Annotated in this window: 22 protein-coding genes and 2 pseudogenes; 2 read left to right on the forward strand and 22 right to left on the reverse strand. The window is 36.3% G+C overall.

The features are described 5' to 3' along the window. Nucleotides 1–126 precede the first annotated feature (126 nt). From CWR48_RS20650 to CWR48_RS01005, 9 genes and pseudogenes are all read right to left on the reverse strand, one after another. On the reverse strand, nt 127–423 hold the full coding sequence (locus tag CWR48_RS20650) for a DUF6176 family protein (protein ID WP_115771167.1): 297 nt from the start codon (nt 421–423) through the stop codon (nt 127–129). Beyond that, complete coding sequence (locus tag CWR48_RS00970) at nt 407–1,015, reverse strand: DedA family protein (protein ID WP_115771168.1); 609 nt, start codon at nt 1,013–1,015, stop codon at nt 407–409. Before CWR48_RS00970 ends, CWR48_RS20650 begins: the two co-directional genes overlap by 17 nt. 184 nt (nt 1,016–1,199) lie before the next feature. After that, the gene (locus tag CWR48_RS00975; RefSeq protein ID WP_245976675.1) at nt 1,200–1,820 is read right to left on the reverse strand and encodes a TVP38/TMEM64 family protein; all 621 of its coding nucleotides are present in this window, start codon (nt 1,818–1,820) and stop codon (nt 1,200–1,202) included. Nucleotides 1,821–1,866: 46 nt separating this feature from the next. Next, nucleotides 1,867–2,295 (reverse strand): annotated as a pseudogene (locus CWR48_RS00980) (glycosyltransferase); the annotation flags it as partial. 53 nt (nt 2,296–2,348) lie between these two features. Beyond that, nucleotides 2,349–3,035, reverse strand: a complete 687-nt coding sequence (locus CWR48_RS00985) for a response regulator transcription factor (protein WP_115771169.1) — start codon at nt 3,033–3,035, stop codon at nt 2,349–2,351. Then, entirely contained in the window at nt 3,032–4,489 is a 1,458-nt protein-coding gene (locus CWR48_RS00990; RefSeq protein WP_115771170.1) for a sensor histidine kinase, read from the reverse strand. The genes CWR48_RS00985 and CWR48_RS00990 overlap by 4 nt, the downstream gene beginning before the upstream one ends. A gap of 20 nt (nt 4,490–4,509) precedes the next feature. Continuing rightward, nucleotides 4,510–5,244: an ABC transporter permease gene (locus CWR48_RS00995; protein WP_115771171.1), complete on the reverse strand. Its 735-nt coding sequence runs from the start codon at nt 5,242–5,244 to the stop codon at nt 4,510–4,512. Next, nucleotides 5,228–5,971 (reverse strand): ABC transporter ATP-binding protein, encoded by a 744-nt coding sequence (locus tag CWR48_RS01000; protein WP_115771172.1) that lies wholly within the window; start codon nt 5,969–5,971, stop codon nt 5,228–5,230. The genes CWR48_RS00995 and CWR48_RS01000 overlap by 17 nt, the downstream gene beginning before the upstream one ends. A gap of 130 nt (nt 5,972–6,101) precedes the next feature. Continuing rightward, nucleotides 6,102–6,986 (reverse strand): hypothetical protein, encoded by an 885-nt coding sequence (locus tag CWR48_RS01005; protein ID WP_115771173.1) that lies wholly within the window; start codon nt 6,984–6,986, stop codon nt 6,102–6,104. A 220-nt stretch (nt 6,987–7,206) separates the two neighbouring features. Here CWR48_RS01005 and CWR48_RS20655 point away from each other — a divergent pair. Further along, nucleotides 7,207–7,308 (forward strand): annotated as a pseudogene (locus CWR48_RS20655) (transcriptional regulator); the annotation flags it as partial. 101 nt (nt 7,309–7,409) lie between these two features. Here the strand turns inward: CWR48_RS20655 and CWR48_RS01015 are convergent. From CWR48_RS01015 to chrA, 11 genes are all read right to left on the reverse strand, one after another. Then, nucleotides 7,410–8,081 (reverse strand): phosphatase PAP2 family protein, encoded by a 672-nt coding sequence (locus CWR48_RS01015; protein WP_115771174.1) that lies wholly within the window; start codon nt 8,079–8,081, stop codon nt 7,410–7,412. A gap of 119 nt (nt 8,082–8,200) precedes the next feature. Continuing rightward, nucleotides 8,201–9,595, reverse strand: a complete 1,395-nt coding sequence (locus CWR48_RS01020; protein ID WP_115771175.1) for a HAMP domain-containing sensor histidine kinase — start codon at nt 9,593–9,595, stop codon at nt 8,201–8,203. A gap of 15 nt (nt 9,596–9,610) precedes the next feature. After that, the gene (locus tag CWR48_RS01025) at nt 9,611–10,285 is read right to left on the reverse strand and encodes a response regulator transcription factor (RefSeq protein ID WP_115771176.1); all 675 of its coding nucleotides are present in this window, start codon (nt 10,283–10,285) and stop codon (nt 9,611–9,613) included. Nucleotides 10,286–10,432: 147 nt separating this feature from the next. Next, on the reverse strand, nt 10,433–11,101 hold the full coding sequence (locus CWR48_RS01030) for a PepSY domain-containing protein (RefSeq protein WP_115771177.1): 669 nt from the start codon (nt 11,099–11,101) through the stop codon (nt 10,433–10,435). 256 nt (nt 11,102–11,357) lie between these two features. Then, nucleotides 11,358–11,504 (reverse strand): hypothetical protein, encoded by a 147-nt coding sequence (locus tag CWR48_RS20245; RefSeq protein WP_170140656.1) that lies wholly within the window; start codon nt 11,502–11,504, stop codon nt 11,358–11,360. Nucleotides 11,505–11,683: 179 nt separating this feature from the next. Next, nucleotides 11,684–11,986, reverse strand: coding sequence for a phasin family protein (locus CWR48_RS01035; protein ID WP_115771178.1), 303 nt, complete (start codon nt 11,984–11,986; stop codon nt 11,684–11,686). Between the two features lie 14 nt (nt 11,987–12,000). Further along, nucleotides 12,001–13,641, reverse strand: coding sequence for an ABC1 kinase family protein (locus CWR48_RS01040; protein WP_115771179.1), 1,641 nt, complete (start codon nt 13,639–13,641; stop codon nt 12,001–12,003). Between the two features lie 257 nt (nt 13,642–13,898). Next, complete coding sequence (locus CWR48_RS01045) at nt 13,899–14,891, reverse strand: acyltransferase family protein (RefSeq protein WP_115771180.1); 993 nt, start codon at nt 14,889–14,891, stop codon at nt 13,899–13,901. 363 nt (nt 14,892–15,254) lie between these two features. After that, nucleotides 15,255–16,649: an L-cystine transporter gene (locus tag CWR48_RS01050; RefSeq protein ID WP_115771181.1), complete on the reverse strand. Its 1,395-nt coding sequence runs from the start codon at nt 16,647–16,649 to the stop codon at nt 15,255–15,257. Nucleotides 16,650–16,866: 217 nt separating this feature from the next. Next, entirely contained in the window at nt 16,867–17,307 is a 441-nt protein-coding gene (locus CWR48_RS01055; RefSeq protein ID WP_115771182.1) for an OsmC family protein, read from the reverse strand. Nucleotides 17,308–17,344: 37 nt separating this feature from the next. Further along, nucleotides 17,345–18,523 carry a chromate efflux transporter gene (gene chrA / locus CWR48_RS01060; RefSeq protein ID WP_115771183.1) on the reverse strand — a complete coding sequence of 393 codons (1,179 nt, stop codon included), beginning with the start codon at nt 18,521–18,523 and terminating at the stop codon, nt 17,345–17,347. Nucleotides 18,524–18,732: 209 nt separating this feature from the next. On the opposite strand from chrA, the gene CWR48_RS01065 reads away from it, so the two are divergent. After that, the gene (locus tag CWR48_RS01065) at nt 18,733–19,713 is read left to right on the forward strand and encodes a DUF4003 family protein (RefSeq protein WP_115771184.1); all 981 of its coding nucleotides are present in this window, start codon (nt 18,733–18,735) and stop codon (nt 19,711–19,713) included. A gap of 14 nt (nt 19,714–19,727) precedes the next feature. Here the strand turns inward: CWR48_RS01065 and CWR48_RS01070 are convergent, their stop codons facing one another. After that, nucleotides 19,728–20,087 (reverse strand): DUF488 domain-containing protein, encoded by a 360-nt coding sequence (locus tag CWR48_RS01070; RefSeq protein ID WP_115771185.1) that lies wholly within the window; start codon nt 20,085–20,087, stop codon nt 19,728–19,730. 125 nt (nt 20,088–20,212) lie between these two features. Further along, a complete protein-coding gene (locus CWR48_RS01075; protein ID WP_115771186.1) occupies nt 20,213–20,998 on the reverse strand; it encodes a TerC family protein in 786 nt (261 codons plus the stop codon). Nucleotides 20,999–21,053: the final 55 nt, after the last annotated feature.

Raw genomic sequence — 21,053 nt, forward strand, 5'->3', positions numbered from 1 at the left:
TATAAAAGCCTGTCGCTTTTCCTTCACAGTTCTTATAGGCAACTTCATTAATATGATGTGAAATCAATGCAAAAAGCCGAGTACCATAACATATGCAATCGACTTTTATATACCTATATTCTACTATTACACCATGTTTCCTATCAAATTAAGAACGCATCGCTCCATAATATTTTCAGTAATTATAACAACTTCGGTAGTTAGCTCCACAGGGCGGAAATCCGGGTCTATGCATTTGTCCCAGTATTGCAAATGGATTTTATCAATCCAGTTCTCTGACTCTTCTACCCCCTGTCCACCCTCATCTTGAATGGAGTACCAGTATAACCACTCATTACCCGCATAGCAGACTAAAGTTATAATTAAAAAGCTTGCCCATAGACAAGAGTCTATCGGACTAGCCTTTTTACTGTTTTCTTCTATTTCTAATAAAAAGAATCATAAATATGACAAGATTAACGCCCAAGATAAGATAAACTATATTTGAATACGTACCAAAATAGCCGAGAATATCATTCCAAGAAGCTCCTAACGCTGCTCCTGCACTCACTAATATCGTATTCCAAATTATCGTCCCGATCGTCGTTAACAATAAGAATCTTCCTACATTCATATGAGCCATCCCAGCTGGAATGGAAATTAAACTCCTAATTAATGGGACAAGTCTGCCGAAAAATACGGCCCAGCTCCCAAATTTATTAAACCAAGCATTTGCCTTATGAATGTCCTTCTCCGTTAATCGTAAAATATGTCCCCATCTTTCGACGATTTTTTCCAACCGTTCCACGTCGAGTAATGTCCCAATGCTGTAAAGAATAACTGCACCTGCAACGGAACCAAAGGTAGAAATGGCAATTACCCCTAAGATACTCATATTCGTAGTTGTTGTCATAAAGCCCCCAAACGTTAAAATAACTTCTGAAGGAATTGGGGGAAACACATTCTCTAATGTTATCAAAATAAAAATACCAATATATCCAAATGAATTCATTACATCTATAATCCAGTTTTCCATTTATATTCTCCCCGCTGCCGTAACTTTCAGTTACTTTAAAATTTTCGAGTCCTTTGTCACCACATTCATAATAGAATTAACATCCCGATATCAATCAATCCAATAAAGCCTTTCTATCAAACGGCTTCTTTTGATGACTTGAAAATAATAATACCTTCATAACTCGATGCTCCCTTGGATCAAATTATTTAATGAAATTCATAAGATAGTTTACTACTGTCGTCATGCCTATACTATATACAGCAATTGTTAAAGGTTTTCCCAGTAGAATAATCGTAACGAATTTTTTAAATTTCATTTTGGTCAAACCTGCAATGTAACAAAGAATATCATCTGGTGCAACAGGGAAAAAAATAGCACACGCAAAAATTTTTTCAAACTTATTGCCTTTTTCAATCCAACCCGTGTATTTTTCATAAGTTTTTTCTTTTATCAAGCTTTTAACAAGTAGAACTCCGTACTTTCTTGAAAGAATAAATACAAGTATGGAACCCATACAAATCCCCACATAGTTATATAAAAACCCCATCCATGGTCCAAAAATAATAACGCCTGCCACACAACCAATAGCTCCTGGTAAAATAGGGAAAATGACTTGAACCATTTGAACTACCACGAATATAAACGGAGCCCAAAGTCCAAAACCAATAATAAATTGTTTTAACGTTTCTGTAGAGTCAAATAGTCCTTTCTGATATCCATAAAATAGTAGGATTGCGATCACGATCATCCCTATAGCGGTAGAAAAATTCATTAAGTACCAAACGAAATTTTTATGATTCATATTTTCTCCGACTTCCATCATATTCATAATCCCTTCATGAAAAGTAACGTAATATCCTTAAAAATCACTAAATATCTTTACTCACTGATTCTATTCGTAACCCGTATATTTCCCTTCCAAAGTATTTTTTGCCTTCCCTTACTTTTACATACGTATTTTTATATTCTTTTTCTATTGATAAGGCAAAATATTTAGCAGAAAATTTTCTTGTTGATTGAATGGCACCCATTGATAAATGAGTATAATCCTCGTAAATGGTGTGATAAGTATGCAACAAGGGGATACGGAGCATTTTTGCCACCATTTTTCCGTAAATACCTAGTGAAAATTCCGTATGAGTATGGATGATGTCAAATCCAAGACTCTTGATAGTTCTTATCAATTTCGGGTTATAAAACATACCAACACGTCTTCCACTGACAAAAGGGAAGCTAGGTACCCGAAAAACACCTTTTTCCCCTTTAACTGCTTTTGGATCGGTTGTGGTAACAACATATACTTGATGGCGAAACTTTAACTATTTATAAGACCCTAAAAATTCTAAAGCAATTATCCTTTGAATCGATAACCTGCCCCCCAAATGGTCTCTATATATTGAGGCTGAGAGGGATCCACCTCGATTTTTTCTCTAATTTTTCTAATATGAACCGTAACTGTTGAAATATCTCCATGAGAATCCATCCCCCATAATCGTTCAAATAACTCTTCTTTACTAAATACATGGTCAGGATTCATCGCTAAAAATAACAAGATATCAAACTCTTTCGTCGTAAAAGGCACTTCACAATCATTGATGAATACCCTTCTTGACTCTTGATCCATACGTAAGCCACGAAAGGAAATCATATCTTTCTGTATTTCCTTAGAGATTAACCTTTCATAACGGGATAGGTGTGCTTTAACCCTCGCCACCAATTCACCAGGGCTGAATGGCTTTACGATATAGTCATCAGCACCCAATCCAAGCCCTCGAATCTTGTCAATGTCTTCTCTTCTTGCAGAAACCATAAGAATAGGAATGTCCTTTTCGGCTCTAACCATTTTACATATTTGAAATCCATCTACTCCCGGCAACATTAAGTCGAGTAAAATTAAGTCAACTTGAGCATTTAATGCTTTTTCTAGCCCTTCCTCACCTGACAGGGCAATCTCAACTAAAAAACCATCTATTTCCAAATAATCTCGTTGCAAATCCGCAATACTTTTATCATCTTCAATAATTAATATTTTTTTCAACCTTTTTCACCTGCTTTTTTTATAGTGAAAAGAATTGTTATCCCCTGCCCATTATTATTCTCTGCCCAAATCGTTCCTTGGTGTTCTTCGATGATCCTTTTTGAGATTGATAATCCGAGTCCGCTGCCCCCTTTTTCCGTTCCTCTTGCCAAATCTGCACGATAAAACTGGTCAAAAATATGAGGGATGCTTTTTTCATTTATGCCTGGACCATTATCTTCTAATTTGAAGAAAATATGAGAATTCTGCACAGAAAGATAAAAATGTAATACCTTTTCTTCTTTGTCATTATATTTCAATGAGTTATCGACAATATTTGTAATGACACGTTTCATTTGTTCCCGGTCTACCATCGCAGCATATGTCTCGCTTTCATCAATGGTTAAGTGAATGTTCACTTTCATTTCCTCTACATCAAATCGGAGTTCCTCAACAAAATCACGTAAATATTGATCAAATTTAATCCATTCAAACTGGAAAGGAAGTCTTTGTAAGTCTAATTTGGAATATAAAAAAAGTTGGTCAATCATATGATCTAAATCATTTGACTTCAAATAGATGGTCTGAATATAGCGATCCATTTTTTCTTGACTATTGGCCACACCATCGCGTATTCCTTCTACATATCCTTTAATACTCGTAATGGGTGTTTTTAAATCATGTGAAATATTTGCAATCAATTCTTTACGGTTATTTTCATAGGCTACCTGAATATCAATGGATTCCTTTAATCTTACCCTCATTTCTTCAAACCCTTTTGCCAACTGGCCCAATTCGTCTTTTGATTCTGCTTTAATTTCGACATTAAGATTACCCTCTTTAATCAAGCTTGCCGCCGTTTGTAGTTTTCTTATCGGCCTAATAATACTCCTGGACATATAATAGGTAAGCAAGCTATTGGTTGCAATCAAAATGATTAATAATAAAGTAATGATGATGGGGAAAAATGTACGAACAAACCCTGTTACATTGCTTACATCTTGAATAAAAAATAAGGTACCCTCAGTTTTATCTGGAAAATAGAAATTGAATGGTTTAATCGTAACGAATTGATGATCAATTTCTTCAATAGCATCCATTTCCTGATTAAAATCAAATGGAGGAACATCCTTAATTCCTTTATTTTCTAATGATGGCGGTACATAAATGAGTTGCTTTCCTTTCCTTACAACCAACCTTATATCATACTGATTCAGTTTGTGTTCCGTTTCTTTTAAAAAGGACTGATCCAAAAATTGTTCTGAATTCAACATTGACTGTTGGTGTGTATCGATCATTAAACTTTCTTTTATTGAAGTTTCCTCTGGTTCATTCGATGGGAAGTAAATGTCCCTTATTTCTTTAATATCTCCTCTAAAAAGAAAAGAAACGAGTGTTACCATAATGATGGAAAAAACAACGGGAATAATGATCATGGCAATATATGATAGTAATAACCTTAGCCTAATCGACACATTTTCACAGCCTTCTAAATTTAATATTCCTTTTTCTTAAATTGATAATATCCAAGAGTAAAAAACAATGAACACCATGATAATAAATAAACAGCTCTTCCCATTACTACCATACTGAGCCCATTATTGATCCAGCGCTGGTACCAAGTAATATCATAAGTTGGAAGCCATAGTCCGACCTTAGGAAAGATAAACGGCAGGACGACCATCATAAAATAAAGGATAATTGAAAAGGTCAATGCACGACTGCTTGAGCCAAACCATTGTACAAAAAATACTAGAAACAAAGTGATAGCCATTAACGGGAACCATGACAATAGATAAGCGAATCCTCCCATTAACATTCCTTTAAATGTAAAATTTTGAAGCCATATCGCCCCAGTCAAATTTGATGATATATATATAATTAACAATAAGGTCATTAAATATAGGGCTATACATAGAATTTTCGAGTTAAAAATCTTTAATCTTGATATGGGACGTACAAGGATAAAGGCTAAAACATTCTTTTCCAGTTCTCCTGGGAAGAGGTCACTAACTGCCTGAGCTAGTAATAAGGGAAGATAGATGATAACAGCAAGACTTAAAATGATTAAAGAAAAACTTTCCCCATCAAAGAGAGTAAACCCAATCCTATTTTGTAAGATATTTACACTAGGTCCAACCAATATAGGAAAGAACGCGGAAATGATAAAGAAAGCAATTGTGGAGCGTTTGCGGATTAATTTCATCCACTCATTACTTAGGTTCTGCATGTGGATTCACTTCCTTCTCTTTAAGAATGCAGTCCATATAATAAGATTCAAAGGTTTTTCCCTCATCTAATTCTTTTTTCGTCATTTGACCTATTGATTTTCCATTTGAAAGGATAACAATTTTGTCACACAAGCGTTCTACCTCCTCAATAAGATGGGTAGAAATAAGAAAGGTTACTTCTTGTTCTTTTGCAAGACGTTTAATAAGCTCCTGAAAAGTCAGTTTCCCTTCAATGTCTAGTCCATTTGTTGGTTCATCCAAAATTACAAATGATGGGTTTGATAGTAAGGCAACAGCTAAGTAGAACCGCTGGCGCATTCCCGTTGAAAAGGATTTGATCTTTTCATTTTTATGTTTCTCCATCCCAACCCAACTTAACACTTCATCTAATCTCGCTTTTTCCAAATCCGGGTAAAAATGAGATGACAATAGTAAATTTTCATAGGCCGTCAAATAATCAATGGCTTCCACACCACTAATCAATGTTCCTACAGATTGCATGGCTGTCTCAAATTGGCTTTGGATATGATTGCCATTAATCAGAATTTCTCCTTGATCTGGCTGAGTTAAGGAAACAATACATTTCATTAAAGTTGTTTTTCCAGCTCCATTTGGTCCTAAGAGTCCAACTACCTCTCCTTTTTCGATGGAAAAACTAAGATCCTGAATGCCACGTCCATTTTTATACTGTTTCGTTACATGCTGGATGTCTAAAACATTAGTCATCGTTTCCCCTCCTTCATTTTTCATTAATATTAAGGCAGGGATGATACCCTGCCCGCTTTTCTGATAGAAGAATGATAGACACGCCTAAATTCGGATGTGCCTTTGCTAAAAACGACCTTATCTGTCTTTATCAGTCTTTAACATTTACTACTTTTTCTCCAGATAAATCAATGCCCGATACATTTGTGCTATCGATATTATCCAACTTGTTTGTCAAATGGAGAACGAGCTCATGGGATGTACCATTCACATCCTTACCCGTTACATAGATGTCAGCTTTTTGACCTACAAGATATTGATCTGTATTGACTTCACCAAAAAGATCTATTTTTGAAACCATAATATTGGATGTCAATTGTGGCAACTCCGGTATTAATTCATCAAGCTTTAATGCTCCACCAAAATCGTCACTTTCCAAGTCCTGACCTTGTTGGTCCATATTTTTCAATAAAAATGAAATGGAGGCTTGTCCAACTGCAGGTATTTCATTCTTGGATAGGCTAAGCTGCAATTCTGTATTTCCATTTGCTAGTTTTTTTGTATCAATACTATCTTGATAGTTTTTAGTTAGTGAATCAAAGATACCCTCGATATCTTTTTGCATTTGCGGAGAGATTTGTTCTTTTTCTTCTCCTTCCACTTCTGCATGCTCTTCACCGCTATCCTGTTCTACATAGTATTTTTCATCAACATTGCTTTTAAAAATATCTTGATGATCGTTACTGTATAATTCTAGTTTTTTTGACGCGCTTCCATTATTAATACTTACAGAACTTCTTGATTGATCACCTTTCAAATCCATTTGACTTACCGATGAGATTTGATAAATCTCGTTTCCATTGTCGGATAAAGAAGCTTGAACATTAGCTGTAAAACTATCCAAATGTTGCATATTTGTTACGGATGTCTTAAACAGATCATATCCAGACGAAGAAGCGGAAACTGTTGCAGTCATTACACCTCCAGCCATTAACAACCCACTAATTCCAACAGCACTTAACACTTTAAAATTCACGATATTTCCTCCTTATATTATGATATCTTACATAAATAAGCTTACTTGCCAAAGATAAACATCCTCTTAAGGAAATCTTAAATATTTCTTAAATTACTTTCACTTTTTAACCTATTTCTTTACATGATTTTGTTTCCCTGTGATTTTTATTACAATGATTATCTTCTGTTTAAATTTAAAAAAGAAGGTCAGAATGTTGTGATCTGAATTACAGAAATTTATAGCTGGTTTTTTTAAAGCATTAGCACATCCATTAAGAATTCGGATTCTAGAAATCCTTTCAGATGAAGAAAACAGCGTTAATGAAATTCAAACGATTTTAAAAGGTTGTTAGTTGAACCAATCGAACCCTCACAGGGAGTTATACCCCCTTAAAACTTTTTGTTAAGGTTTTTATAGCTAGTTAATGTGAGATAAAATTACCTACAATCCTTCTCTTTTAGCCGTTTGATCCTTTTCATACTGATTTTCTTTATATTTCTGAAAAACCCAAACTATAATTGTTAGCCAAAATCCACTAGCGAAGTATCCGCCAATAATATCACTCGGATAATGAACACCAAGATAAACCCTGCTTATCCCAATCAGAATAATAAACAGGCTGCTAAATAGAATTAATATCGTACGTCCAGAGCGATTTGGAATATGACGCCATAAGAGGAAAGCTAGGATGCCATAAAATGCAAATGCACTCATTGCATGGCCGCTAGGAAAACTATAACCGCCAATATCAATTAGACGATGAAGCTCTGGACGTGCTCGATGAAAGCTTTGTTTTAAAATCCAATTTAGGATTGGCGTAGTAAAAACGACTGTCCAAAGTAAAATGATTTCTACTCGATGCTTCAATACAACATATAGAAACAGGGTAGTCACCAGAACAATGACGAGCATGGCAGAAAAAGAACCAATAAATGTGAAAAACTTCATGATGGACGTCAGTGTTGATGTTTCGAACCCTTGAATAAAGGCAATCACTGTACTATCAAAGCTAGTAATACGTTGGCTGACTACAAAAATCACCATCATACTAAATCCGAAAAGCGTAACTAAACCGGTAATCAAGGCACCTGCCGAGTGCTTTTTATTTATCATGCTGAAAACTCCTTAGATGAAATTACATTTTATTTAGCAGGTAGGAAAGTATAAACTTTCCTCCGCTGCATAAGTGCAACTATGGTTGTCACCGAAAGGCTTGGTGACAACCAAGTTTTCTAAGAGATATATGGAATGACCAAGCTGATTTTAGTGCCTTCCCCAACAATACTTTCGGCTTGGATAGTTCCCTCATATTCTTCGATCATTTCTTTCGCAATAGACAACCCTAAGCCACTTCCTCCACTTTCTCTACTTCGGGCTTTATCTACCCTGTAAAATCGGTCAAAGATATGAGGTATATCTTCTTTGCTTATGCCAACCCCGTTATCTTGAATATCGATTCTATATTTATCATTCACTATTTTCGATGTAATTATTATTTCCTTATTTTCACCGCTATATTTAATTGCATTATCGATAATAATGATTAAAAGCTGCCTTAATTGCTCCTCAGGAATTGCCAGTTGCATTATATGTTTTGCATCTATTTCATTATGAATGATTAGATTTGGATAGATGAGCAAATAATTACTAACGATTTCATTTATAGTGTCGGAAATTAGATATGATTCAATCGTTTCTTGTTTTTCTTGATGGTTTTCAAATTGTGAGAGCCAGAGTAGTTCTTTCGTTAACTCGATCATCCGCTTCGTTTCATTAATACTGATATTCAATGACTTATCCAATACTTCTTTATCATTTTTTCCCCATCTTTTTAAGAGCGAAAGATGGCCATGAATGATTGCAAGGGGCGTACGGAGCTCATGTGATGCATCGCCAACAAACTTTCGCTGTTGTATCATCGATGCTTCCACTTTATCCATCATCCTATTAAAAATTAAACTAAGCTGCGAAAATTCATCGTTTGTCTCCATAACAGGTACTCTTTCCGCGAAGTTTTCACCTTCAATTTTTTTCATCGTATTTGTAAGCACTCGAAGTGGCGATAATAATTTTCCCGCAAGAAGTCGCCCACTAACAATACTTAAAACTAAAGAAAGGATGGTTCCTAATATTAATGTCCATGAGACTTTTTCTAAGAATCCTTCAAAAACCTCTTCATTCCTTCCGATTATAATTGTTCCATGAAAGAATTCCATATCTAATGAACTCCTGTATAGAAGCACAGTATCCTTTTCGATATTAAAATGGGAAAATCCGCGTTCTAAAGTGTTGACTTCATTATTAAGCTCCGGAAAGTCATTAGAAATATTTACGATTTCCTGTCCATTTTGATCCAGGATGCGAACCATTTCCTCATCCTCGACAATTTTTTCAAGGAATTGATCAGATAAAACAAAATTTTTTCCTTCTGTTTCCAAGTACTTTTCCTGTTCCGCCAAGAAAACTTGAATTTCCTCTGAACGTTTCCATAACGAATCTTCTTCTTGTTTTGTGGTAAAGGTTTGAATGAGGAATAGTTGGATGAGATTAACGACCATAAAGATTACAAAAATGACAATAGCAGATAAGAGGGTCATCTTTCCCTTTATCGATAATTTATTTAACATTGCCTCGTCCACCTTCTATTGCCGTAATACATATCCAGCTCCTCTTACTGTTTGGATATGGGAATCTTGATCTTTCTTATCTACCTTTGCACGCAAATAACTAACATAAACATCAACCACATTCGTCTCAATTGATGTATCATAACCCCAAACTTCCTCTAAAAGGATTTCCCTTGTCAGCACCCGATTTACATTTTCCATTAAAAGACGAAGTAGATTAAACTCCTTTTTTGTTAATTCAATGACTTCGTTATCTCGCTTCACAATCCTTGCTTCTAAGTCCATTTCAAGGTCTTGATAAATTAACTTGTGGCTGCTATGACCTCCATTTTCTATTCTTCTAAAGATTGCTCGCATTCTTGCTAATAACTCCTCGATTTCAAAAGGCTTCGAAATATAATCATCTGCACCGCTATCGAGGCCTGATATACGATCTAATACACTATCACGTGCAGTAATCATAATAATTGGCGTGTTCTTTTCTGCCCGTATTCTTCGGCATACTTCAATTCCGTTTAAGCCTGGAAGCATTAAATCCAATAAAATAAGGTCAATATCTTCCTCCAGTGCCTGCTTAACACCATCCCTTCCATTAAAGGAAACGAGTACCTCATACTTTTCATATTCAAGTTCCAATCGAATAAAATTAGACAAATTAGCTTCATCTTCAATAATTAGGATTTTTCTCATTATATGTTCTCCTATGTGACTATATTTATTGATCAATAGTACCCGTTTAGCGAATCATTACACTATACTATACTTTACATTAAACTAAAAAAGATGTCCGAAATAAGGTACTATTTCGGACACCCTTTCAATCAAATTCCTTTACTTTTACTCCTGGTCGTCCACTTCGCTTGCATCGTCATTCTCTTCATTGTCATCATTTTCGACATTTACAACTTTACCTGTAGTTGCATCTACTTTTACTTCTTGTTGTGTTCCATCTTGTGCTGTGACTTCAATGCTATAAACGATGGTGCCATTTTCATCTTCTAATTCAACATCTCCGACTGTTCCTGGAACTTGGTCAAGCGCTGTTTGTGTTGCTGCTTCTTTTGTAACAGTAGCTTGTTTCGCTAATTCTGCTTGGGATTGGTCATCATCCGCTTCTTCACCATCTGCTTCTTCATCATCTGCTTCTGCCGCTTCAACCTTTGTAACTTCGCCTGTAGTCGCATCTACTTTTACTTCTTGTTGTGTTCCATCTTGTGCTGTTACTTCAATGCTATAAACGATTGTACCATCTTCATCTTCTAATTCAACATTTCCAACAGTTCCTGGTACTTGGTCAAGCGCTGTTTGTGTTGCTGCTTCTTTTGTAACAGTAGCTTGTTTCGCTAATTCTGCTTGGGATTGGTCTTCTTTTTCTACTTGAGCACTATTTTCTGTTAGCGCGTTAGAAGTTGAATTTGTTGCCGCTGATGCATAGCTAAATCCTCCCCCTATAATAACCGCTGCTGCTACTGCTGGAATAATAATCTTATTTGCTTTCTTATTCATTTCTTGTTCCTCCTTCTTATTTTTGACTACATGAAATATCTTATCCTACTAAGATGAAAACAAGATGAAAGGTACCTAAAATAATAATTGGAGTTTCATTAGAGTTTTTTAATATTAAAACAGATATACTCCTATCGTTTCCACATCTAATTAATACTATCCTACAAAACAAATAAAAAGCCTTGGATTCTTCCAAGACCTCATGTACATATTTATCTCGCTAAAAAGCTCATATGAGTTAATATTTAAATTCAAATTAAATCGTATAATACTCCAATTTTGTCTCCTGTTGCTCTTCAATATAGCGTTTATACATCCATTGCAAAAATTTCACTTCATCTTCCTGCAACTGTCTACCAAGCTTCTTTCTTGTATCCTCGCATACTTGTAAAAAGCTCTTCATTTGCTGATTCCCCCTATACTGATGAACTTCAGGTAAATTATTAGTACAATTGTAACCTATAAAACGCACAAAATCAAGATAGGTTTTCGAATTAAGTGAATGTACAGATAATAATTCGCGAAGTTTAATTAAAAAAAGTGAAAAGAACCTAATTGGACAGATCCTTTTCACTTTTCAGATCAATTTTCACCATTTAACTTTGCTTCTAATTGTGCAACACGGGCTTGCAATTCCGTAATATCCTCTTTTGTTGCAATGCCAAGATCATCTATCACTTTCTGGGTTTGTTCCTTTTGTTTCGAACTCCACTCATTTTTCTTCATATCGCCTTTTTCAATGAAGTTATTCATCACCGTTTTCGCTTGTTCCTGTGATAGCTCATTCTTATCAACGAGTTCTTTTAACTTCTGCTCTAATTTCTCTTTTCCGCTTACTGCAGCACCTAGTCCTAATAAGAAACCTTTTCTTAGAAAATCACTCATCTAATTCATCCTCCTTATTTTCTAGATCGAATCATTCGGTAATGCATAACCAATATAATATTTATTATAATCAAAAATATTCCAATTAACGACAAGCCTATTATCCCTATACTCTCTATGCCTATACTAAATCCGTAAACAGCACTTATAATGCCTATTACAACCATAATAAATGAAATACTCTCTATAAGTAAATAAAAATGATGCCGCAGTCGATAATATTCTTTTTCTTTGTCCCATGTTCTGTTCTTTTCCCCACTTTCCAAGAAACCTAACAATGCTTTCGGATAGGATAGGATTGGTTCACTGGCATTCTTCGCATATTGCTTCGTAATCGACTTGATAATTATTCCTACGCCAAACCAATCTTTAATTTTTGGCTTTGCCCATTTAACAATATCTGTCTCCGGATTAATTGCGAAGAGAATTCCAACAACAATCGCAATTGCCCTGATCAAATATGCATAATCAGCTGGTAATTGAATCGGTTGATCTTTTATGATGACACCGATTTCTTCCATTAGTTTTTCCATTGTTTGCGAGTTAAAGTTTTTTAAGGAACCATTTTGATACAATTCAACCGTTTCTTTAATTACCTTCTTCAACTTTTTCTTATCTGCATTTGGTAAAATGAAGTTCATTTTATCTAATGCGTCGACGACAATGTCATAGTTATCGATGATAAACCCTTGAACAAGTATTTTGAATTGCTCCGTATCCTGCTTTTTAATTTCGCCAATCATGCCGAAGTCAAGAATCGCTATCGTTCCATCCTTTTGCATTAGGATATTTCCTGCATGTGGGTCTGCATGAAACTTCCCAGGATTCATGAATTGATCCATATAAAAGTCAAATAATACCTTTGTCGTTTGCTCAATATTTATACGATGAGATTTCATAAAGCCGATGTCTGTAATCTTCGCCCCATCTATCCATTCCATTACTAGTACTTTATCCGTACTTAATGAATGGATATAAAATGGAATGTGGATAGCCGGATTATCCTTGTATCTTTCCTTGAAGTATCTTCCATATTCTAATTCCTGTTTAAAATCCAGCTCACGATCCATCACTTGAACTAGTTCACTATATAATGCTTTTAAATTTGCCTTTTTTCCGAAATTCGTAAATACCTGTAATATCCAAAAGACGATACGTAATGCAATAAAGTCTTTATGAAAAATTTCTTCAATTCGGTTACGACGGACTTTAATTGCTACTGCAGTACCATCCTTTAATACTGCACGATATACTTCTCCAATCGAAGCTGAGGCAATAGAGGATTTAGTAATGCTCTCTAAATGCGTATCAATCGTGGTTTCCCACTCTTGGTTCAGCACTTTCTCCGCATAGTCAAAGGACATTGGTGGTACATGATCAACCAATTCCGTTAGTTCTCGGATAAATACATCTGGCATGAAGTCCGTTCTTGTGCTTAGAAATTGCCCCACTTTAATTAACACGCCGCCAAGTTGCTCGGCCTTCACACGATATTCCCTCGCCATTTTTGCAAGAAGTCGATCCCATTTATCCTTTGTCTTACTATCCCATATACTATGTCTGAAATAGAAAAAGTATATTTGGAAAATGAATTTAATTGCCATCCAGACAATGACAATACAACGGTAAACTAGATTATACTTTAATGACTTCATCTCGAAACACCTCGTCCTACTTTACCCAATTTCTTACATTTCTATTACTAACATACAGCATCAAGTCTGTAGTGTACAATTGAATGACCCACCTTACCATCCCTTCTGAATGCTTGAAGAGGGAGACCTGTTAAAGAAGGCAGCCGGAACATCCTAGATATGCAGAAAGGTGTTCCACCGACTATGATGGCTTTTTCGTTTTTTATAGTTTCCCTAAGACATGAAAAAAGTAGGAAAGTTGAACTTCCCCACTTTAGTTATATTTCTCTTAACGTGTTTTTTATTATTGTAGCCTTTCCTTCAATGAACGGCTGCCAGATTCCAAGAATAGGTCTACTTGAAAGTACAATAACAATGCTTGCTGATAATCCAGCAATTCCTAATAGCTCAACAATATTGTTAACCTCAAATAAATCGGCTTGACGGAAAAACTGAATGAGGAACCCATGTAATAGGTAGACATAAAGTGTCCGCCCTCCTAGACTCGTTACCCATCCTAGACTTTTCGTCGGAACCCAGGCCAATATACTTGTAACCATTATGGCCGCAGTGATATAAACAAAGAGTCTTGCTAATCCGCCATAATCCTCCATACCTAAATCAATATACGATTTAGATGCTAAGAGCCAGCCAGAGTTAAAGTCTGGCGCATAGTACAATGCTGCCGCTAACCCCACCATTATTACAAGGGACGTCGCTTTGACACTCTTTCTTTTCACTTGTAGAATTTGCTTTTCTGTTAACCAAAAGCCAATTAGGAAAAATGGGAAAAATACAAAGGTCCGTGACAAGCTAAAGGTATGCCCAATATCATCAAAATATCCGACGATTAATCCAATAACAACGGATAACACAATTCCTAAACCAACTGGCATTTTTCTAAATAATATTAAAAGCAAATGCCAGCTAAATAAACTAAATAGGAACCACAATGACCATTGCGGATCAAAAAGCCCTGTCTGCCAGCTTTCCTTTCCTAGCAGGAAATAAAAAAGCGTATATAAAACCTGGAAGATAAAATACGGTAATAATAATTTTTTTGCAAGTTTCATGATGTAGCCCTTATCACCTGAACCCTTTGCAAAAAATCCCGAAAGCAATACAAAGGCTGGCATATGAAATGTGTATATCCAAATATATAATGTGTGAAGTCCTCTTGATCCATCTATTAAAGGCTGAAGCATGTGACCAAATACCACTAAAAAGATCAATAGCACTCTGGCATTATCAAAAAATGCATTTCGTTTCATTATTTCTCATCCCTTTATATCAAAACATATTTATATATTATTAACTCTACCCCTTTTTATAAAAAATTACATGATATATGAATGAACTTAATTGGAATGTCTTTAAAATGTAAGTGATGATATAGGTTTGTAATGTATTTAAATTGAAAATAGATGCAGTCACTGAATATCGAGCGGACAGTGCAGTAATTCGAGCGAAGTCCAATGAATTTCGAGCGAGCAATGCTGAATATCGAGCGGGACCCCCTGAATTTCGAGCGAGCAATGCTATATATCGAGCGGACATGACTCGAAATGGAGATCTAGTCGATAAAAAAACAGCCACTCTATAAGATTATAGAATGGCTGCTCTCCTCGTTATGTTTAAACTGTAGTAGCATCTACTACTGCAGATTTATCATTGTATTTCTTGATATTTAATTTCCCTAGAATGCGCGATGTTAATGTTCCAGAAAGCATGCTACCACTTACGTTTAATGCTGTACGTCCCATATCGATTAGTGGCTCAACAGAAATAAGTAATCCTGCTAATCCAACTGGAAGTCCCATTGATGAGAGCACAATGATTGCTGCGAATGTTGCTCCGCCTCCAACACCTGCAACACCAAATGAACTGACTCCAACTATAAGAACGAGCTGAATAATAAATTCAAATGATAATGGGTTGATCCCGACAGTTGGCGCAATCATTACTGCTAACATTGCTGGATAAACACCGGCACAACCATTTTGACCCATTGTCGCACCAAATGATGCAGAAATATTTGCTACACTATCATCAACACCAAGTGCATCTTTTTGCCCTTTAATATTTAATGGTATTGCTCCTGCACTTGAACGTGACGTGAATGCAAACCCTAAGACAGGGAAAGCTTTCTTTAAGAAAGTAAGCGGCTTGAGACCAAACAATCCAACAATAATTAAGTGGATAATGAACATCACAATTAGTGCGAGATAGTTTGCAAGAACAAATTTACCAAGTTCAATTATCCCTGTAAAGTTTGTGCCTGCAACCATGTTTGTCATCAATGCCAATACACCAAATGGAGTTAGGCGTAGGATAAGTGTAACAATTCGCATGACAACTGAATAAACCGAGTTTACTATTTTCACAAACATTTCTGCTTGTTCAGGATTTTTCCTCCGTACACCGAGTACTGCAATTCCGACAATGACGGAGAAAATAACGACAGAAATAACCGAAGTCGGACGTCCACCAGTCATATCTAAGAAAATATTATTCGGTATAAATTCTAATATTCTTTGTGGTGTTGTTTGATCCTCTATTTCCGCGAAGCGTGATTCCAGTGATGCTGCGCGCTCCGTTTCGGCATCCCCTACTTTAATCTGTTCTGCATTTAAATCAAATACCAAAGCAGAGCCTATTCCGACCACTGCTGCAACCATCGTTGTCGTAATAAGAATTCCGATAATCCAAGCAGCCATTTTTCCAAGCTCTTGTGTTTTTTCGAGATTAATAATCGAACGGATAATCGAAACCATTACTAGCGGCACAACGATTACCATTAATAAACGAACATATCCGCTACCAACAATACTAAACCAACTTGATGTTATTGTTAAAACATTCGATCCTGCTCCGTAAATTGTTTGTAAAATAACTCCAAGCAAGATTCCAAGCCCCATACCTGTAAATACCCGTTTTGCAAACGAAACATGTTTCTTTTGCATATAAATTAATAAGCCGATAATTGCAAGCAAAACGACAATATTTATAATAATAAATAAAGCTTCCATCCTCTTTACCCTCCTGTTATTTTCAAAAGTGAACGCCCAGCCGTACCATTATCTGGCGGTCATCTTTGATGCACTTATGTAGATTAAACCATTATTCCTATGAATTTAATACGAATTAAACTATACCTCGGATTATAAATATATTCAAGTATTATTTTTTAATTCATTTTTCCTCACAGCAGAGAAAACAAATACAGGATTAGCTGTATTTGTTTCTTCAACTAATGGTCGGTTCTAATTCAAGCACAACGTTCCCTTGAATTGCTCGTGAAATCATACAGCTTTTTTCAGCCTTACTCACAAGCATCCCTAACTTGCGACGATCTGCATCGCTTGCATCTGCTTTTAATGATACGGTTGGTCGATGAATGATTTTCTTGTATGTAAAGACGCCATTAGTTACATCGACAATTCCTTCTGATTCAAGTGACATCTCGTCTAGTGGTAATTCCGCACGTTCAATCATCGCTGCCAATGTAATAATATAGCAAGTTGCCGCAGCACCTAATAACATCTCATCAGGATTTGTCCCAATTCCTGGTCCATCCATTTCTGGTGGAATGGAAATTTTGGTTTGTAGATTTCCTGCTTCAATATAACCATCACTATTACGTCCGCCTGGCCAATTTGCCTTTAAATGAAAATGATGTTCTGCCATTTTATCACCTCATTTGTTATTGTACTGGAATCTCTCGCTATACAGAAATAAAATAAACTATTTCACCAAGAATAACTCCGATAATCACAACCATCCATGCCGGTCTTTTCCAATAATGTAAAAGTGCAAATAAAAGGATGGCCAAAGCAAAATCTGCTCCACTTGCAATCGCACTAATAAACACGGGATCATAGAATGCTGCTAAGAGTATACCAACAACACTCGCATTAACAGCAGTTAACACACCTTGGAAGCTAGAGCGCTTTCTTAATTCATTAAAAAAAGGCAACACACCAATAATTAATAAAAAGGATGGCAAAAACATGGCAATTGTTGCGATAATTCCACCAACTGTCCCGTTTATCATCGTTCCTAAATAGCTTGCAAGGGTAAACATTGGCCCAGGAACAGCTTGAGCCATCGCGTATCCTGCAAGGAATTCCCCACTTGCCACTAAGCCATTTGGTACAACTTCTTGTTCGAGTAATGGCAGGACAACATGCCCACCACCGAATACAATCGTACCAATCCGGAAGAAAATATCAAAAATAGTAATATAACGAATGGTTATTAAGTTTGCAAGAATTGGCAAACCAATTAGTAAAATAACTAAAATGGATAAAGCGGATATTCCTTGCATTTTTGTGATATTCAAAGAAAAGGAACGTACATTAGTCTCTGCTTGCTTTGAAAACAGAAAATACCCGATAATTGCAGCACAAATAATAACTAGTATCTGTACGAGTGCAGACGGAAAAAGTAACATGATAAGTGCTGCACCAAGTGCTATAGCAATCCTCGGTTTATCTGGTGTTAGACTTTTTCCCATGCCTAGAATCGCGTGAGCAACAACCGCAACCGCGACGATTTTCAAGCTTGCAATCCATGTCACATCACCAAGCGAAAATGACTGAAATGCGAGCGCGAATAAAATAAGCACAATAACGGACGGTAGCGTGAAACCAAGCCAAGAAACGACTCCACCTAATACCCCGCGGCGAATCATGCCAATCGCGATACCTACCTGACTACTCGCTGGTCCCGGGAGAAATTGGCATAACGCGATAATATCCGCATACATTTTATCATCAAGCCACTTGCGTTTATCTACATATTCATCTTTAAAATAACCAAGATGTGCCGTCGGTCCGCCAAATGATGTTAATCCTAGTTTTAGTGAGGCACTTAGAACCTCTAATAATGAATGCTTTTTCATCGTTTCCTCCATTTATTCCAATTTAACTGAGATTTCATCCTCGAATGAATAACATTTCTACTATCACTAAATTACCATACCCGCGCATATAGCATCTTGAAATTTACATAAATTTTACAACTTAATGAAACATGAAAGCCATTAACTTCGTATTATTAGTATTAATAACATAAGGGTTAGAGAAATAAATCAAAAAGGAGGATTATTATATGCAGCAATCCATCATTTCCAATTACACACAACTTTACGAAGAACTAAAAAGCAGACTAAAATGGAAGGTTTCCGATAATCAAATTTTGATGTGTATTGCCTCTCTATATGTCATTGGCAATAAAAACCTAAATATGGAAAGATTGCTTCAGATTGCGGATACTATCAAAAGGAATGCAGGCTTTTTTTCCTCGATGCAATCTTATTCGAGATTTACAACAGCAGCAATGCTCGATGTGAACTTCGAAGATCCAGAAGCGCAGGTCCCAATGTTATTTGATTTATATGAACGGTGTAAAGCTGCTAAATTTCCCAGTGGCACCTACACGTATATTGCTGCATCGATCATACTGAAGAATCAAGAGAAGCAAGGGAACCCAGATTCGATTATTATGAAGGCAAAAGAGATTTACGATGGAATGAAAAAAGAGCATCTATTTTTAACGGATGCAAGTGATTATCCATTAGCAACACTACTTGCTTATGAAAATCGCGATGATATTATACAGCAAATCGAAAATTACTATGAAAAATTAAATAACCAAGGATTCCGAAAAGGCAATGATTTACAGTTCATGAGTCACATCTTGTCTTTAGACAATCATACAAACGACCAAGGTTTAGTGACCCGTTCTACTTATGTTGCAGATGAATTCCAACGAATAGGGATCAAACGCAAACCAGGCTATTATCCGGTAATTGCCATGCTAGCATTACTGCCGCAAGAAGAATTTGATATGGATGCTATTTTTACGATGTATGAAGCACTCAATCAGGAGAAGTATTTCAGATGGCAGAAAGATATGAATTTGATCATGGCAGTTAGCTTTTTTGTAAGTAAAAAGTTAGGACATGATGAATTAGCGGAAACCCGCATCATTACAACATTAGAAACAATCATACAGGCGCAACAGGCAGTGATGATTTCTACAATAACAGCATCAACTATCGCTGCATCAAGTAATAATAATACCAATTAAGACGAACCTAATCTTTAGCGTTCGTCTTTTAGTATCTCTTGTAAAATTCTCGCCTGATTATTTTCCACATCTTTAGCGGCAAATAGTAATGTTACAATTTTATGTTCAGCCACGATGTCTTTTAACTTCCCGAGTGCTTCAAGTTGCTCACCATTTTTCAATTGTTCTACATAGCGCTTTCGGAACACCGAAAAATTCAATTCACCCTGATGGAAGGCTTTTCTTAAGTCTGGTGTTGGTCCAATGTCTTTTAGCCAGTAGTCAAGCTTTGCATCTTTCTTTGCTATTCCCCTTGGCCATAATCGATCAACAAGGACGCGAACACCATCATCATCATTAACTTCTTCATAGATTCGCTTTATTTTTATTGGCATATTGGAATGCTCCTTTTATTAATTTTTGCTTACAATTACTTAGAGACATGGCTAGGGAGGATCTTTTCCATATGAGCTAAAAAATGCCCGCCCCTACAATGAGAGCGAGCATTTTTATTCATCTCTTATTTATTTTCTTCCTTTTTAGGGCCGGATGAGAACCAGCCGATTAGTGCGATTAATACTAATACACCATAGAAGATTAACTGCCATACTGTTGAGTGTGGGAATTCATGTGGAATCCAAGCGATTGCTGGATGTGCCATTACCATAACAGCAAGCTTAATACCAACCCACCCTACAATAACGAAGGCTGCAATTTCCAAGTTCGGACGTTTATGAAGTAGATCAACAAAGATATTCGCCGCGAATCGCATGATGATAATCCCGATCATTCCTCCGGCAAACACGACAGCAAATTGTGCAGCATCAAGGCTACCAATTGTACCCAAACCACTTGGAGTAAGCGCTAATGCCAATGCTACAGCAGCTAATATTGAATCTACCGCAAAGGCTAAATCGGCAAATTCCACCTTAGCAACCGTCCACCAAAATTCCTTTGGCGTTGCTTCCTTAATATCTTCTTCTTTAATTTCTAGTTCTTCTTCTGCATCCTCGCTCCTCGCTTTGAATCGATCGTACAGATTCTTAATCGACATGAATAATAGATACGCTGCTCCTAACGCCTGTACCTGCCACACATCGACAAGGAAGGAAATAACGAATAATGAGCCAAAACGTAAAACAAAGGCACCTGCAAGTCCGTAAAACAATGCTTTTTTCCTTTGCTTTTCTGGAAGATGTCTTACCATAATTGCTAATACTAAAGCGTTATCCGCTGCTAGTAGCCCTTCTAGACCGACTAGTACAACTAATACCCATAAATACTCTAAAATCAGTTCCGCTCCCATACTTTCTCTCCTTAGATAGTAGACTTGGCTAATATTAGCCACATACTTCACAACT

This window comes from Oceanobacillus arenosus, from assembly GCF_003369575.1.
Taxonomy (GTDB): domain Bacteria; phylum Bacillota; class Bacilli; order Bacillales; family Amphibacillaceae; genus Oceanobacillus; species Oceanobacillus arenosus.

Bases quoted from the DNA above. Each gene is read 5' to 3' on its own strand.
- CWR48_RS00975 (WP_245976675.1), bottom strand. From the start codon at position 1,820: ATGATGGAAGTCGGAGAAAATATGAATCATAAAAATTTCGTTTGGTAC.
- CWR48_RS01035 (WP_115771178.1), bottom strand. From the start codon at position 11,986: ATGAGTGATTTTCTAAGAAAAGGTTTCTTATTAGGACTAGGTGCTGCA.
- CWR48_RS01015 (WP_115771174.1), bottom strand. From the start codon at position 8,081: ATGATAAATAAAAAGCACTCGGCAGGTGCCTTGATTACCGGTTTAGTT.
- CWR48_RS01025 (WP_115771176.1), bottom strand. From the start codon at position 10,285: ATGAGAAAAATCCTAATTATTGAAGATGAAGCTAATTTGTCTAATTTT.
- CWR48_RS01075 (WP_115771186.1), bottom strand. From the start codon at position 20,998: ATGGGAGCGGAACTGATTTTAGAGTATTTATGGGTATTAGTTGTACTA.
- CWR48_RS01055 (WP_115771182.1), bottom strand. From the start codon at position 17,307: ATGGCAGAACATCATTTTCATTTAAAGGCAAATTGGCCAGGCGGACGT.
- CWR48_RS01065 (WP_115771184.1), top strand. From the start codon at position 18,733: ATGCAGCAATCCATCATTTCCAATTACACACAACTTTACGAAGAACTA.
- CWR48_RS00995 (WP_115771171.1), bottom strand. From the start codon at position 5,244: ATGCAGAACCTAAGTAATGAGTGGATGAAATTAATCCGCAAACGCTCC.
- CWR48_RS01070 (WP_115771185.1), bottom strand. From the start codon at position 20,087: ATGCCAATAAAAATAAAGCGAATCTATGAAGAAGTTAATGATGATGAT.
- CWR48_RS01030 (WP_115771177.1), bottom strand. From the start codon at position 11,101: ATGAATAAGAAAGCAAATAAGATTATTATTCCAGCAGTAGCAGCAGCG.
- CWR48_RS00970 (WP_115771168.1), bottom strand. From the start codon at position 1,015: ATGGAAAACTGGATTATAGATGTAATGAATTCATTTGGATATATTGGT.
- CWR48_RS01000 (WP_115771172.1), bottom strand. From the start codon at position 5,971: ATGACTAATGTTTTAGACATCCAGCATGTAACGAAACAGTATAAAAAT.
- CWR48_RS20245 (WP_170140656.1), bottom strand. From the start codon at position 11,504: ATGAAGAGCTTTTTACAAGTATGCGAGGATACAAGAAAGAAGCTTGGT.
- CWR48_RS01050 (WP_115771181.1), bottom strand. From the start codon at position 16,649: ATGGAAGCTTTATTTATTATTATAAATATTGTCGTTTTGCTTGCAATT.
- CWR48_RS01040 (WP_115771179.1), bottom strand. From the start codon at position 13,641: ATGAAGTCATTAAAGTATAATCTAGTTTACCGTTGTATTGTCATTGTC.
- CWR48_RS01045 (WP_115771180.1), bottom strand. From the start codon at position 14,891: ATGAAACGAAATGCATTTTTTGATAATGCCAGAGTGCTATTGATCTTT.
- CWR48_RS01020 (WP_115771175.1), bottom strand. From the start codon at position 9,595: ATGTTAAATAAATTATCGATAAAGGGAAAGATGACCCTCTTATCTGCT.
- chrA (WP_115771183.1), bottom strand. From the start codon at position 18,523: ATGAAAAAGCATTCATTATTAGAGGTTCTAAGTGCCTCACTAAAACTA.